The following is a 14034-nucleotide window of genomic DNA, read 5'->3' on the forward strand; positions in this document are numbered from 1 at the left end:
GAGGTCATCCGCTCATGCACCGAATCTGCCTGGTCGTACCCGCGAACCCGTTCGATCAGTACTTCGTCCAGGTCCCCCTGGACGTCCTCACCGCCGCCAACCGGCTCCGCGCCGACGGGCACGAGGTCACCGTGTGGGACCAGAGGCTCGACGGCCCGGCCCCGGAGGGGGCCGCACCCGACACCGTGCTGGTCTGGTCCGCCATCGCCGACCGCGCCCAGTGCTACCCGCTGGACCTGCGGCCGATCAGGCGGGCCGCGGACCTGGCCCGGGAGCGCTTCCCCGGCGCCCGGACCGTCGCCGTGGGGCCGCACGGGACCCACATGCCCCACGCCACCCTGCGCTCCCTCGGAACCGACCACGTCGCCCTCGGGGAGGCCGACTCGGCCGCCGTGCAGGCGGTGCGCGGCCTGGCCGGAGGCGCCTCGGCCCCGGTCCTGTCCGGCGACACCGCGCCCTCCTCCCCGCTGGCCCTCGTCTCCGACCGGCCCACGCCCTACCCGAACATCCCCATGGAGGAGTTCGGGCTCCCGGCCTACGACATGGTCCCCATGGCCCGCTACACGGCCGAGGTGATCGCCGACGACCTGCCCCAGCCCGGCCCCTGCGGGATGGTGATGGCGGCCCGCGGCTGCGCCTACGGCTGCACCTTCTGCCACCTGCCCTTCGGCACCCGCATGCGGACCCGCCCGGTCGACGGTGTGATCGCCGAGGTCGAGGCCCAGCGGGAGGCGGGGCTGGAGTTCCAGTTCTTCCTCGACTACGTCTTCGGGATCAACCGGTCCTTCTACACCGAGCTGTGTGCGCGCATGCGCGGCCGGGGCATCGGGTGGGTCGGCCAGACGCGTGCGGAGATCGTGCTGAAGAACGACGTCACCGCCTGGGCCGATGCCGGCTGCCAGGGCATGTGGCTCGGGGCGGAGTCTCCCGCGGTGGCCGGGACGGGCGTGCACAAGCGCGTCACGGAGAAGCAGGTCCGCGACGCCGTCCTCAAGCTGCGCGACGCCGGGATCACCCCGTTCGCCTTCATCCTCCTGGGACTGCCCGACGACGAGGCGTGCATGTCGGACTGGCTGGTCGACTGGGCCGCCGACATCCCCGCCTGGTTCGGCATCAACCAGCTCTTCCTGCGGCCGGGGACGAGCCTGTACGACGGGCTCGCGGCGCGCTACAACGGCGGCGCCGTCCCCGAGACCTGGGAGGCGGTCGAAGAGGTGACCCGGCGCTACCGCCGGGAGTACCCCGCCGACCTCGACGACCAGGAGCGGCGCCTCACCGGGCTGCCGAACTACCTGGGCAACGCGATCCTGCCGGTCGGGTGAGGCGCCGATGCTCGGTATCGGAATCATCGGTTGCGGGTCCATCGGCGGCTTCCTCGGCAGGCTGCTGTCCCGGAGGGACCCCGAGCTCGCCGCGCGGGCGCGGCTGGTCGGCGTCGCCGCGCGCGACGCCGCGAGCGCCGGCCCCCTGGCCGCCGAACTGGGGTGCGCCCCGCACAGTACGGCCGGGCTGCTCGCCCGCGCGGACGTGGACGCGGTCGTGGTGTGCACGCCCAGCGGGACGCACGCCGGGATCGGGGAGGCCGCCCTGGAGGCGGGCAAGCACGTCCTGGTCGAAAAGCCCGTCGACGTCTCGCCCGAGGCGGCGGAACGGCTGGTGACGGCCGCACGGCGGAAGGGCGCCGTGCTCGGCGTCGTCTCCCAGCACCGCTTCGATCCGGCGGTCCGCCTGGCCCGGTCGGCGATCGAGGCGGGGGAGCTGGGACGCCTCACCTCGGTGATGATCGACGTCCCCTGGTGGCGGTCGCAGTCCTACTACTCCTCGGGCACCTGGCGCGGCACGTGGGACCTCGACGGCGGCGGCGCCCTGATGAACCAGGCGGTGCACGCCGTGGACGTGGCGCAGTGGCTCGCCGGGCCGGTGGTCGAGGCGTCGGCCTTCACGGGCCTGATGGCCCACCGGGACATCGAGGTGGAGGACACGGTCGCCGCGAGCCTGCGCTTCGCCTCCGGAGCGCTCGGCACCCTGCTGGCCACGACCGCGGCGTACCCGGGCCGGACCGCCGGGATCGCGGTGAACGGCGACCGGGGCTCGGTCGTGGTGGACGATGACGAGCTGGCCTGGTTCCACACCGCCCGGGAGGGCGACCGGGCCCGCGACTACGGGGCGTTCGGGGACGGGGACCGGTCGGCGGAGTACGCCGCCGAACTGGAGCGGGACCGCACCCGGGACCGCAACGGCCTGCTCTACCAGCCCCACCGGGACCAGCTGGCGGACTTCTGCGACGCGGTGCGCGAGGGCCGGCGCCCGCTCGTGGACGGAGAGGACGGGCGGCGGGCCGTGGACGCGGTCGCGGCCGTCTACGCCTCGGCGCGCACCGGGACGGTCCGGTGCCCCGGGGCCCAGACGCACGACGGCCGGGCGTACGGCCGAGACGGTGAACGAGGGAAGGCGGAAGCGATATGAGCGGCGTCGCGCACGGCGGTGACACCGACACCGGGGCCGGACTGAAGGCCGGACTCGCCGGGCTGTTCGACCGGAGCGCCCCGACTTACGAGCGCGTGGGCGTCGAGCACTTCGCCGACCTCGGCCGGCGGCTGGTCGCGCACGCCGGGATGTCGGCGGGGCAGCGCGTCCTGGACGCCGGGTGCGGCACCGGAGCCGCGCTGGTGCCCGCGGCGCTGGCGGTCGGCGCCGAAGGCGAGGCCGTCGGGGTGGACCTCTCCCCGGGCATGGTCGCCCGCGCCCGCGCCGAGGTCGACCGCCTCGGGCTGAGCCACGCGCGGGCCGTCGTCGGCGACGCCGAGACCGTCACCGGTCTGGACGGCGTTCCGACCGCCCCCGGCTCCTTCGACACCGTCCTGGCGGGCATCTCCCTGTTCTTCTTCCCCCGGCCGCGGGCCGCGGTGGCCCGGTACCGCGAGCTCCTCCGGCCCGGCGGCCGGCTCGCGGTCTCCTGGTGGGGGCCGCAGGACCCGCGGTGGGAGCCGGTCTTCGCGGCCAGCGCCCCCTACGGCACGGCGGGATCCTCGCACCGGCTGCCCGAGGACAGCCCGTTCCGCTCGGTGGAGGCACTGCACGGCGTGCTCACCGGGGCCGGATTCACCGGGGCCGAGACGGTCGAGGAGGACTGCGTCACCCGGTTCGCGGACGCCGAGCACTGGTGGCGCTGGGTGTGGTCGACGGCGGCACGCGGGTTCTGGGAGAGCGTGCCCGAGGAGCGGCGGCAGGAGGCCGTCGCGGCCGTGAACAGGGAGCTGTTCCGCCTTCAGGCCCCCGACGGGAGCCTGACCAGCTCCGTCCGGGTCCGGTTCACCGTGGCCCGGAGGGCGTGATGGAGGCCGCATCCCCCGGGGCGGGGACGGTGGCCGCGGGGGAGGCCCCCGGGGCCCGGTACCCGCTGTTCTCCCCTGAGTGGCTCGCCTGCGCCTCGGCCGCGTTCGCCGGCCTCCCGGCCGACGGGGACTCGGCCGTGCGGGTCCGCCTGTGCGTCACCGACGCGCCCCGGGCGACGGCCGACACCGTGGAGATCACGGCCGACCTGGCCACGGGCGGGCTCCGGTTCCGCGCGGAGGCCGGGTCCGAGCGGCCGGGGCTCGCCTTCACCCTCTCCCACGCGGACGCGCGGACACTGCTCCTGGGAGGCCAGGAGGAGCGCACGCGCCTGTTCGAGCACGGGGGGCTGCGTTTGGAAGGGGCCTTCCTCTTCCTGTTCTTCCTCGACCGCGTCCTGGAGCAGGACGTGTCCGGGGCGCTGGCGCGGCTGCGCCGCCGGACAGCCGACCCGCCCCGGTCCCGGCCCCCGCAGAGGGGCCGGGACCGGGCGCCCGGGGACCAGGGGGAGGCCGGCGCGGAGGCCGCGGCGGTCCGGGAGGCCGCCGACGCCCTGCCCGGGACGGTCGCGGCGCTGCGCGCCGAGCTCGGCCGCACCACGCCGGGGGCGCAGCTCTACGTGGGCCACGCCCCCTCCGGGACCGCGGTGTCCGCCGCCTTCGGCCAGGCCCGGCCGGGCGTGCCCTTCACCCGCCGGTCGCGGCCGATCTGGTACTGCTGCTCCAAGACGGTCGGGGCCGTGGCCATCGGACGGCTCTGGGAGCGCGGACTCGTCGACCCGATGCGCCCGGTCGCCGACTACCTGCCCTGGTTCACGGGGGAGGGGCGCGAGCACATCACCCTCTACCAGATGCTCACGCACACCACGCCGGTCCCGATGGCCCTGGACCCGCTGCACGGGGCGTTCGCCGCGCCGGTCGCCGTCCGCCGCGAGCAGGTACGGACGATGCGGATCCCCGCCGGGGAGCCGGGCCGGAGGATCAACTACGCGCCGTGGTGGGCGTGGTTCCTGCTGGCGGAGGTCGTCCGGGCCGTCGACGGCCGCGACTACGAGCGCTTCGCGGCCGAGGAGGTCCTGCGGCCCTGCGCGATGTCCGACACCCGGATGGTGCTCACACCGGGGGAGTACCGGGCGGAGAAGGACCGGCTCCCGCTGATCCACATCACCGGCGGCGCGTTCCCGCCCCAGGCCACGCACTGGTACGCGACGGAAGCCGCGTGCACCCGCCCCATCCACGGGCTGAACATGCGGGGTCCGGTGCGCGACCTCGGGCGCTTCTTCGAGGCGCTGCTGCGGGGCGGGTCCGGTCCCGGGGGCCGGATCCTGCTGCCCCAGACCACCGCGGCGATGACGGCCCGCCACCGGGTCGGCCTGACCGACCCCTTCGGCAACGCCGACTGGGGGCTGGGGTTCCGGGTGGAGTCCCACCACCTGGGGGAGGCCTACACCGCGTTCAGCCGCCACGCCTCGGTCCGGACCTTCGGGCACTACGGGCTGTGGACCTCCCTGGCGTTCGCCGACCCGGACGCCGGGCTCGTGGTCGCACTGCACCTCAATGGAAAGACGATGCAGGACGAGCACCGGAAAAGGACCCTGGCCGTGTGCGACGCCGTTTACACCGATCTCGGGCTCGCCTGATCCGGCGCGTGCCCACTGCGAACCCCGTTTCGTTCTTCGTTCCCGAGAAGGAGAAATCGATGACCATGCCGGAAGACGGCCTCCGTTCGCCCCATGACATCATCGCCATCGCGACCGCATTCTGGCGCTCGAAAGTGCTGTTGAGCGCGGTCGAGCTGGGGGTGTTCGCCGAGCTGGCGAAACGGCCGCGAAACGGCGGCGAGCTGTGCGCGGCGCTCGGTGTGAAAGGCCGGGGGGCGGGTGACTTCCTCGACGCGCTGGTCTCCATGGGGGTCCTGGAGCGCGAGGACGGGGTCTACCGGAACGCCCCCGTGGCCGCCGAGTACCTCGACCCCGCCAAGCCCGTCACGGACATCAGCGGATACCTCTCCTTCCTGAACGCCGGGTTCGGCTGGTGGTCCCGGCTCACCGAGGGGCTGCGCAGCGGGGACCGGCTCGACTTCGCCTCCGCTCTGGCCGCCTCGGGCGGCGGGGACGGCGGCGCCGCGGGCGACGGCGTCCTGCGCGGCGCCGACCCCGGCAGCGACACCTTCGGCGAGGCGTTCTCCACCGCCGACCAGGTGACCGGCTTCGTCCGGGCCATGACCGGGTACAGCATGGGCGCCAACCGCGCCATCGCCGGGGCGTTCGACTGGTCCGGCGTGCGGACGGTCGTGGACGTGGGCTGCTCCGAGGGCGCGTTCCTGGCCCAGGTGCTCGGCGCCCACCCCCACCTGAGCGGTACCGGGTTCGACCTTCCGGAGGTGGGCGCCCGGTTCGCCGAGCACCTGGGGCAGGCGGGTGCGGCCGGCCGCGCCCGCTTCGTCGGCGGGGACTTCTTCACCGACCCCCTCCCGGCCGGGGACGTCATCGTGATGGGCCACGTGCTGCACGACTGGGACGAGGAGGTCAAGCGGATGCTCGTCCGCAAGGCCCACGAGGCCCTGGAGCCCGGGGGCAGGCTCCTGGTCTATGAGTCGCTCATCGACGACGGCCGCCGGACCAACACCATGGGGATGCTCACAAGCCTCAACGTCTCCCTGGTCTCCGTCGGCGGGCGGGGGTACACCGGGGCGCAGTGCCGGGAATGGATGGCCGACGCGGGTTTCGGCGGCATCACCGTCCGCCACCTGGACGGTCCCGAGTACATGGTCGTCGCCGTGAAGTGAGGACCCCGGCCGGGCCGTTCCGCGCGGCCGTGCGGAACGGCCCGGCCCCCCTGTCAAGGAGCCGTCAAGAATGGCTGCCGTGCCGCTCGGGCCGATCACGGACAGCCAGTGTTCCGCTACAATCCCAGATGCTGCTTAATCGTTTCCATCCCCCAGATCGAAGAGCCTGATTCTGGATTTAGAGGCGGTCGGATGAGGACGGAAACCCCTGAGACCTGCGCGAGGGCATTCGAGGAAATGCTGCAGGGGGATCAGTGCGACCGAGGCGGCGGTCTCGTGGTGTACGGGGGGCCGGGGTCAGGGAAGACGACCCTGATGAGGCGTTTCCTCGAACTGGCGGAGGAGGCGGGGGCCCCGTTCCTGTCCGCCACGGGATTCCACGCCGAACGCGGGCTCCCCTACTCCATCCTGGAACAGTTCGCCTGTTCGCCCGGCATCTCCCCGGACGCCCGCCGCTCCCTGGTGCGGCTGATCGAGACCGGTGCCCCGCCCGTGCACGGGGGAGACGTTCCGGCCCCCCTCCTTCGGGACCTGGCCGACGCCCTGCGCGGGCTCGCCCGCGACACCCCGCTGGTGGTCGCCGTCGACGACGCGCACCACGCCGATCCGGCCTCCTGGCAGTGCCTGCTCCACTTGGCCCGGCGCGCGCGGTGCACCGGGATCATCACCGTACTGACCTGTGTCGGAACGCGGAGGGAGGGGATCGCCGACGGGCGGCCGGAGCTCCCCGACACCCCGGGCCGCCGCACGGTCGAGCTCGCCGCCCTGACCGGCTCGGGGGTCCGCAGGCTCGTGGAGGAAAGGCTCGGCACCGTGTCGGCGGGGTGGTCCGCCTACCTGCACGGCATCAGCGGCGGGAACCGTGCGCTCGTCCAGGCCCTGCTCTGCGACGCCTCCGGGCTCCGAGGCGCCCCGGCGCACGGTGCCGACGCCCCGGAGGCCGCCGACGGTACGGGCAAGGTGCTCGCGGTGGCCTACCTCGGCCTGCTCCGTCGCCATCCGCCCCTGCTGGAGTGTGCGCGCGCCCTCGCCGTGCTCGGTGAGCACGCCACGCCCGAGCTGGCCGCTCGCCTCTCGGAAGGCGGGGCGGCGGCCACCGGGCGCCAGGTCCGAACGCTGGACCGCGCCGGGCTGCTGGACGGAGCCGGTTTCCGCCACCCCGCCGCGCGGTCCGCCGTCCTGGAATCGCTGGACCGCGCCGAGCGCTCCCGGCTCCACCGCCGCTGTGCCGAGCTGCTGGCCGAGGAGGGCGCCCCGGCGGAGGCCGTCGCCCCCCACCTGGTGGCCGCGGACGAACGGCCGACGCCGGCGCAGGTCGTCCTCCTGCGCACCGCCGCCGAACGGCTGATCCGCGACGGGCGCACCGAGGAGGCGGTGCGGTGCCTGCGCCTCGCCGAGCGGGCCGACCTCGATGAGCGGCAGCGGTGCGCCGTGGTGCTGGAGCGGGCCGCCGCCCAGTGGCACATCAATCCCGCCATGGCGTGTCCGGGGACCGACCACCTCCTGGCCGGCATGCGCTCCGGTCTGCTCGACGGCCGGGAACTGAACCTCCTGCTCACGTGGCTGCTGCTGTTCGGCCGGGAGGAGGCGCACGAGGTGGCGGTGCGGATCGCCGGGACCGCCGCCGCGACACCGGACGGCCGCGAGCGGATCCAGGCCGCGCGATTGCTGTTCGCCCTCATCCACACCGACCCTCCCGAAGAGCTCGGTGCGCCGGGCGCCCCGGGGGAGGCCCTGCCCGGGATCGCGGCCACCATGGCCGCCTGGACCGAGCGGGTCCTGGGCCTGCCCGTCGATCCCGCCGACCTTCCGGCCGGTCCCGCGGGCGCGGACGGCGCGCCCCACCGGGACGGTCCCGCGACGGCCCCGGTTCCGCTGATGGGACCGGAGCAGGAGCGCCACCAGGAGTGCATCACGGCGTGCCTGGTGGGGACGGCGCTCGTGGACTACGGCGCGTTCCCGCTCGCGGAGCGGCTGGGAGAGGAGCTGATGGCCCGGTACCCGGCCGCCTCCTTCCCCGCCTCCCACGCGGCCGCCGCCAGCCTGCGCGCGGGCGCCGCACTGGCCCGCGGGGACCTGCGCCGGGCGGCCGAGCTCGCCGACACCGCGCTCGAACTCCTCCCGGACGAGGGGTGGGGGGTGTTCCTCAGTGCTCCGCTGGGCACGGCGGTGGTCGCACACACCCTTCTGGGCAGGCCCGAAACGGCCGCGCGCTACCTTGAGCGCCCGGTCCCCGACATGCTCTTCCGGACACGGCTCGGCTCGACGTACCTCCTGGCGCGCGGGCACCACTACCTGGCCACAGGCCGTCCGAACGCCGCCTTGGGCGACTTCACCGCATGCGAGACGGCATTGGAGCCGGGGATGGACGGGCTGTACCGGGTCGCGCGCTGGAGGACCAGCGCCGCCGAGGCGTATCTGGCCATGGGGAGGCGCCGGGAGGCACGGAAGCTGGCCGAGGAGGAACTGGCGAGACTGGACGGCGGTCCGGCCCGGGGCAGGGCCCTGCGCATCATGGCCGCCGTCGGCGACCCCGCCCGGCGGGAGCGGTACCTGGAGGAGGCCGTATCGGTCCTGCGGGACTGCCGTGCCCGCCTCGACCTGGCCTACGCACTCGTCGGCCTGGGCCGGGTGCGCATGGAGAACGGTGCCCACCAGGAGGCGCGCCCCCTGCTCCAGGAGGCCAGGTGGCTCGCCGACGTGTGCGGGGCCTCCTATGAGCGGCTCACGGCCGGTGCGGGATGGGAGGCCCAGGCCGCCGTCCCCGAGCCGCGCACGGCGGATCCCGCGGCGCTCGGCACGGGCCCCGCCGCGGCCGCGTCCCACGTGCGGCCCGCCCTGTCGGAGGCGGAGTGGCGCGTCGCCGTACTGGCCGCCGAGGGCCGCTCAAACCGCCAGATCGCCAAGCGCTTCTACATCACGGTCAGCACGGTCGAACAGCACCTGACCCGCGTCTACCGCAAGCTCTCGGTCGAGGGGCGCTCGGAGCTGGCGAGGCTGCTCGGCCCCTTCATCCGCCTCGAAGAGCGCCCCTCGGGCTGAACCCGGCACCGCGGCACGGTCGGGGCCGGACGCCCCGGGTCGGGCGCCCGGCCCGCGGGAGGGACGGGAGGGATCAGTCCGGCCAGTCCCCTGGCGGTGTGTGGCCGGATGGGCCCGACCGCCGATCGCGGTCGAGCCAGTTCTTCCCTTCTGCGGCGATGCCCTCGAGAATCCTCAGCGTAGAGCTGAAGCCGGCCGCGTCGAGGCTGATCTCGGTGATCTCCTCCGGGTCCTCATCGGGCTCCGACGGGTCGCTCTCCGGCTCATTGACGAGGACCCGCTTCGGCTCTCCGTTCATCAGTGTCAGGCTGAGCGTGTAGCCGGATCCGGCCGTCTGGTCCACATGAACGGAAGAGATCGATTCGAATCGGAAGTTGTCGCGTTGCTGGCCGTCGGTCTGCGCGCGTTCAAAGTCGAGTTTAGCGCCGACTTCACGTACGCCGTCCTCCGTCAGGAGGAACACGACCATGTTGTATTTCGAGTACCGCCAGGGTCCGTCCGTGACCCTGGCTCGTTTGCAAGGACGGTGTGGCGCCTGGAGGAAGGCATGGCCGAGAATGTCGTGCCAAGCGAGGCTGTGTTGTTTCAGTGCATCGTTGAGTATTACCGTCTTGTCGCAGTTGAGCCACTCCTCCATCTCTTCTTCGGAAGGGCGTGTCGAATCGAGCTTCGACTTCCAGCGGTCGTATTCGCGCCGGCGTTCCGCAAGTGCTCCGGCACGCTCCTGTTCCGTGTCGGCGGCGCGTCGGTACTCGCTGCTGATGTACAGCCACCAAGGGACGGCGAACCTGCCTGTCACGACCGAGGCCACGGCCGCCAGGGCTGCCGTCAGCGGATTCGCCTGGAGCGCTCCGAAGAGGACCCCGGCGCTTGCGGGCGCGAGTGTGAGGCACGAGATCCAGCACCAGAGCTTGGTCGCCCCTGCGACGGCGTACCTGTCGCGGAAATCGAACAACGTGTCCGACTCCCAGCGGTCGCGGACATCGCGGGCCATAAACCGGATCAGCCAGTGGATCTTCTCGGCCGGAGTCCTGCTTTCGCGGTAGAGCTCTACGACCTCGTCGCGCAGCGTGGTGCGGATGCCGACTGAGTCGGTAAGCCAGTCTTTTCTCTTCGCATCCTTCGGCCGATATTTGCCGAAGTAATATGAGAAGGCGTCATCGACGCGATCCGTGAACCCTTCTTCTGGGAGGCGTTCCCTTCTGAATCGGCCTGCGTGCTCGTGCTCCTTCTCCTTCAGTCTTCCCGCTCGAAAGTGCCACTCCCGCCCCTGGTGGAGCGCGACGTATCCGGCGGCGGCCAGGAGGAGGAGAGAGAGGATCGGGAGTGGTTCGGCGTTGATGAGCGCCGACCAGATGAGGTGGCCGAGCGCGAAAACGAACGGGGCGGACCAAGCGACCGCCCGTGGCCAGGCCCCATGAGGGAGGACGGCAGCGGGGCCCTTGAGGCGCCTCGGTTTGGCGGGGTCGGGGTGGAAATAGGCCCAGACCCGGTCGGTGCGGCCGTTGTCCGCCCTCGCGGCCATTGCCGTCGCGAGGGTCTCGGACCACACGCTGTCCTTGAGGTGGCCGGTGAGAATCTGGTCGAGATGGCGGAGGATCCTGTCGTGCTGAAGGCGGGGCAGGGCATCGAGGTCTTGGAGGGCGAGTGTGTGATCGGAGTCCGGGTCCTCCATACAGGCCAGGAGCTCGCAGACCACGTCCGAAGCGCGCTTCCAGTCGTCATCGGGGTGTGTGGTGAGGTCCTTCGGCAGACGGAGGAGGCGGTCCCGTTCCGAGGACGTCAGGTCGCGGTAGGGGCGTTTGCTGAGAAGGGATAGCGCCCTATGGAAGTGCGCTTCGGCGGTGTCGTGTCCACAAGCGATAGCTTCGTCTATGAGCTTGTGGGCCTTGTTCGGTGCGCCGTTCTCCAGGAAGCGGACTCCGACCCGATACTTCTCGGCCGGGGACGACTCGTTGAAGACCTGGTAGACGTTCGAGCCGTGAACGCTCGCCGCCTGGATGCCGATCGTCGCCCCAGGCCCCGCGTCGTTATAGGTTTCAGTGGCCTGGGCGGTCATGAGGCTCCCTGGGCCGCGGTGATGTAGCCGTCCACCCTCGCCTCGAGGGCCGCGTTTCCAGTGACCAGCCCTCGCAGCCGCCTGAGAGGGAGCACCGCCCTTCTCCTCTCCTCCGAGCCGGCCGCTTCCAGCGCCTTATGGGTGAGGTCGAGTTCGGTCTCCGCCGCTTCCAGGGTGAGCGCGTCGATCGTTCCGGAGGAGTGTTCGCGCACCAGGTCGATGCGGAATCTCCGCAACTCCTCCTCGGCGAGGGCCGGGGCGTCCGCCTCGGAGGCATCGGAGGTCATGTAGACGTAGTTGGTACCGGAGATGCTCCCGGCCTGGATGCCCACGCGTCCGGAGGAGTCGTTGTTGACGGTGTGCCAGCCCTTTGGGAAGTCTGCCGGGTGCATCATGCGCTGCTCCTGTTCCTTGAAGATCTCCTCGGCGAGGCAGGTGGCGAACGCTGCGGCGTTCGCGGCGGCGACGGGCTGCCATGCCCGGTCATCGTCGGTGGCTTTCGTCCCGTCGGCGCGGTCGCTGATTCCGCGGATGACGGCCACGGGGGATCCGTTCAGGTGTCCGGCTTGGGCAACGCCCGCCGCCTCCATCTCGATCGCAAGCGCGTCGTTGTAGGTGTTCCGGATCCACCGCGCTTCGCTGGAGATACGGGAGTTCTGCACGACCTCTCCGGCGGCGATGGGCCCGAAATGGACCTCGGGTGTGCGGAAAGCGGGTCCAGCAGGCTCCGCCCAGTCGCGGACCCTTCCCAGGTGAGCGCCGATCTGACTGATCTCGTGAGGGGCCTCCCACGCCCGCGGGCGTGCCTTGAGCCCGTCGTCCTCGCTGGTACCTCCGTGGTAGGCGTACACCTGCGTCGCCATGACGACGTCGCCAAGTGGGGTGGCGTCCCACAGCGCCCCGGCCACTCCGACGAAGAGCAGCGCATGCGGGGCGAACTCCTGGATCACTCGTTCGGCCAAGACCGCGGCGGGGTGGTTCCCTTTGCCGGTGAGGCCCAGGACGATGCTCCCTCCGGAAGTGAGGGAACCGATCTCGAACCGCGTCCCCCTTTCGTGCCGGTACGTTCGCGGTGCGACGAGCCGTCGGCGGACGGCCTCATATTCGAGGTTGAAGGCGGTGAGGACCGCCACGGGGGTGCTCGTCATTCGGTCACCTCTCGGGTCCGGGACGGGGCCGGGCGGGTGAGTGGGGGATCGAGGGTCTCCCGCGGCCCGGCGCGGAACAGGCGGGCGGGGCGCCCGCCGGTCGTGCGGCGGGGCGTGCCGGCGGGGACGATGAAGCCCGGGACGCCCTGGACCTTGCGGGAGAAGTTGCGCTGATCGAGCGGGACGCCCCAGACGGCCTCGTAGACCTGCCGGAGCTCGGAGATCGTGAAGACCTCCGCGCAGAAGGCCGTGGCGAGGGAGGAGTGCTCGAGCTTGCCGCGGGCCCGTTCCAGGCCGTCGGCGAGAATGCGCTCGTGGTCGAAGGCGAGCTTCAGGCGGCCGGAGTCGACGTCGTCCACGGGCCGCCACTCGGCCGCCGCGGCGTCGGTGCCTGCGACCGGGCTGGGCAGGCCGGGCGCGATGGCCTGGTAGGCGACGGAGACCACCCGCCCCCGCGGGTCGCGGTCCGGGGCACCGTACGTGCCCAGCTGCTCCAGGTGCAGGCGGGATGCGTCGAGTTCGGCCTCCTCGCGCAGCTCGCGCTCGGCGGCGACCGCGATGTCCTCGCTCGCGTTGTTCAGGAAGCCGCCGGGAAGGGCCTGTGCGCCCGCGTAGGGCTCGATCCCCCGTTCGACGAGCAGCACATGGAGCCGGGACGAGCGGAGGGTCAGAATCACCAGATCGACGGCGAGGAGGACTTCCGGCGGCCGCCATTCTTCGTCGGTCATGGAGTCGACGATCTCTTTACGTCAGAGTGACAGTAGGCGGTTTTCGGAAATCGTTTCCCCGCAACCGCCGTGTCCAGGGGTGTTGCGGCAGGCGGGTAAGCGACATGTGGCGGCGGGGAGAGGGGAGTGCGCCGCGCCCTCCGTCGGCCGTGACCGGATGCACTCAGTGCGTCGTTGCACTCAGTGCATCGACGACCCTAGATTGGGGCCCATGCACCACGACAACCGGGGGGCCGCGCAGGGGGATCGGCGGGACGCGCTCAAGGCCCGGCACCGGCGGGCCATCGTCGGGGCCGCCTCGGACCTCATGCACGAGACCGACGGCGCGCACTTCACCGTCGACCAGCTCGCCGAGCGGGCCGACGTCTCCCGGCGCACCGTCTTCAACCACTTCGGCTCCCTCGACGAGGTCGTCCTCGAAGTGCTCAGCGGAGAGCTGGAGGCGATCGTCGACGGGATCGACGCCTTCCTCGCCGGGGTCCCGGTGGGCCCCGGCGGGCAGATCCGGCTCCTCGACCGCCTCGTCGACGCCGTGCGCGACGGCGGCCTGGTGGAGCTCATCCCCCGGCTCAAGCGCATCCTCGGCGGCGACCGCCCCGAGCCCGGTCCGCGCCAGGCCATGCTGTTCGAGCGTGCCTTCACCGACCTCAACGCCCGCCTCGCGGCGACCCTGCGCCGCCACCACCCCGGCCTCGCCCCCGTCGATGTGGACCTGGCCTGCGGTGCCTTCGTCAGCGGCTGCCTGGTGGCCGTGGAGCACTGGGAGGCGGCCACCGGCGGCGAGGTCACCGAGGAGTCCCGGCGGGTCTGGGACGGACTCCTCGACCGCATGGCCGCCCTCGCCCGCGCCGGGTACGCCCCCGTGCCCACCGGCTCCGGCACCGACGCAGGCACCGCCCCCGACGCCGCCTCCGGCTCCGACCACGGCGCCGGCTGA

Annotated in this window: 10 protein-coding genes; 7 read left to right on the forward strand and 3 right to left on the reverse strand. The window is 72.6% G+C overall.

All coding sequences use genetic code 11. From position 1 onward, the window contains the following. The first annotated feature begins 14 nt into the window (after window positions 1-14). The 6 genes from O4U47_RS20290 (at window position 15) to O4U47_RS20315 (ending at window position 9162) form a co-directional block, all read left to right on the forward strand. Window positions 15-1322, forward strand: coding sequence for a B12-binding domain-containing radical SAM protein (locus O4U47_RS20290; RefSeq protein ID WP_270679493.1), 1308 nt, complete (start codon window positions 15-17; stop codon window positions 1320-1322). A gap of 7 nt (window positions 1323-1329) precedes the next feature. Further along, a complete protein-coding gene (locus O4U47_RS20295) occupies window positions 1330-2466 on the forward strand; it encodes a Gfo/Idh/MocA family protein (RefSeq protein ID WP_270679494.1) in 1137 nt (378 codons plus the stop codon). Beyond that, window positions 2463-3335, forward strand: a complete 873-nt coding sequence (locus O4U47_RS20300; RefSeq protein ID WP_270679495.1) for a class I SAM-dependent methyltransferase — start codon at window positions 2463-2465, stop codon at window positions 3333-3335. The genes O4U47_RS20295 and O4U47_RS20300 overlap by 4 nt, the downstream gene beginning before the upstream one ends. Then, entirely contained in the window at window positions 3335-4972 is a 1638-nt protein-coding gene (locus O4U47_RS20305) for a serine hydrolase domain-containing protein (protein WP_270679496.1), read from the forward strand. The genes O4U47_RS20300 and O4U47_RS20305 overlap by 1 nt, the downstream gene beginning before the upstream one ends. Window positions 4973-5031: 59 nt before the next feature. Next, window positions 5032-6120 carry a methyltransferase gene (locus O4U47_RS20310; protein ID WP_270679497.1) on the forward strand — a complete coding sequence of 363 codons (1089 nt, stop codon included), beginning with the start codon at window positions 5032-5034 and terminating at the stop codon, window positions 6118-6120. Window positions 6121-6357: 237 nt separating this feature from the next. Continuing rightward, entirely contained in the window at window positions 6358-9162 is a 2805-nt protein-coding gene (locus O4U47_RS20315) for a helix-turn-helix transcriptional regulator (RefSeq protein WP_333563665.1), read from the forward strand. 73 nt (window positions 9163-9235) lie between these two features. Here the strand turns inward: O4U47_RS20315 and O4U47_RS20320 are convergent, their stop codons facing one another. From O4U47_RS20320 to O4U47_RS20330, 3 genes are read right to left on the reverse strand one after another with little or no spacing between them, the layout of a single operon-like run. Further along, complete coding sequence (locus O4U47_RS20320; protein WP_270679499.1) at window positions 9236-11221, reverse strand: hypothetical protein; 1986 nt, start codon at window positions 11219-11221, stop codon at window positions 9236-9238. Beyond that, window positions 11218-12369 carry a 5'-methylthioadenosine/S-adenosylhomocysteine nucleosidase family protein gene (locus O4U47_RS20325; RefSeq protein WP_270679500.1) on the reverse strand — a complete coding sequence of 384 codons (1152 nt, stop codon included), beginning with the start codon at window positions 12367-12369 and terminating at the stop codon, window positions 11218-11220. Before O4U47_RS20325 ends, O4U47_RS20320 begins: the two co-directional genes overlap by 4 nt. Beyond that, the gene (locus O4U47_RS20330) at window positions 12366-13097 is read right to left on the reverse strand and encodes an NUDIX hydrolase (protein WP_270679501.1); all 732 of its coding nucleotides are present in this window, start codon (window positions 13095-13097) and stop codon (window positions 12366-12368) included. Before O4U47_RS20330 ends, O4U47_RS20325 begins: the two co-directional genes overlap by 4 nt. Before the next feature lie 211 nt (window positions 13098-13308). Here O4U47_RS20330 and O4U47_RS20335 point away from each other — a divergent pair, with 211 nt between their 5' ends. Further along, complete coding sequence (locus O4U47_RS20335) at window positions 13309-14034, forward strand: TetR/AcrR family transcriptional regulator (RefSeq protein ID WP_270679502.1); 726 nt, start codon at window positions 13309-13311, stop codon at window positions 14032-14034.

Origin of the sequence: Nocardiopsis suaedae (assembly GCF_027706745.1) — a bacterium.
Classification (GTDB): Bacteria; Actinomycetota; Actinomycetes; order Streptosporangiales; family Streptosporangiaceae; genus Nocardiopsis_A; species Nocardiopsis_A suaedae.

Bases quoted from the DNA above. Each gene is read 5' to 3' on its own strand.
- O4U47_RS20320 (WP_270679499.1), bottom strand. From the start codon at position 11,221: ATGACCGCCCAGGCCACTGAAACCTATAACGACGCGGGGCCTGGGGCG.
- O4U47_RS20300 (WP_270679495.1), top strand. From the start codon at position 2,463: ATGAGCGGCGTCGCGCACGGCGGTGACACCGACACCGGGGCCGGACTG.
- O4U47_RS20315 (WP_333563665.1), top strand. From the start codon at position 6,358: ATGCTGCAGGGGGATCAGTGCGACCGAGGCGGCGGTCTCGTGGTGTAC.
- O4U47_RS20310 (WP_270679497.1), top strand. From the start codon at position 5,032: ATGACCATGCCGGAAGACGGCCTCCGTTCGCCCCATGACATCATCGCC.
- O4U47_RS20305 (WP_270679496.1), top strand. From the start codon at position 3,335: ATGGAGGCCGCATCCCCCGGGGCGGGGACGGTGGCCGCGGGGGAGGCC.
- O4U47_RS20325 (WP_270679500.1), bottom strand. From the start codon at position 12,369: ATGACGAGCACCCCCGTGGCGGTCCTCACCGCCTTCAACCTCGAATAT.
- O4U47_RS20290 (WP_270679493.1), top strand. From the start codon at position 15: ATGCACCGAATCTGCCTGGTCGTACCCGCGAACCCGTTCGATCAGTAC.
- O4U47_RS20335 (WP_270679502.1), top strand. From the start codon at position 13,309: ATGCACCACGACAACCGGGGGGCCGCGCAGGGGGATCGGCGGGACGCG.
- O4U47_RS20295 (WP_270679494.1), top strand. From the start codon at position 1,330: ATGCTCGGTATCGGAATCATCGGTTGCGGGTCCATCGGCGGCTTCCTC.
- O4U47_RS20330 (WP_270679501.1), bottom strand. From the start codon at position 13,097: ATGACCGACGAAGAATGGCGGCCGCCGGAAGTCCTCCTCGCCGTCGAT.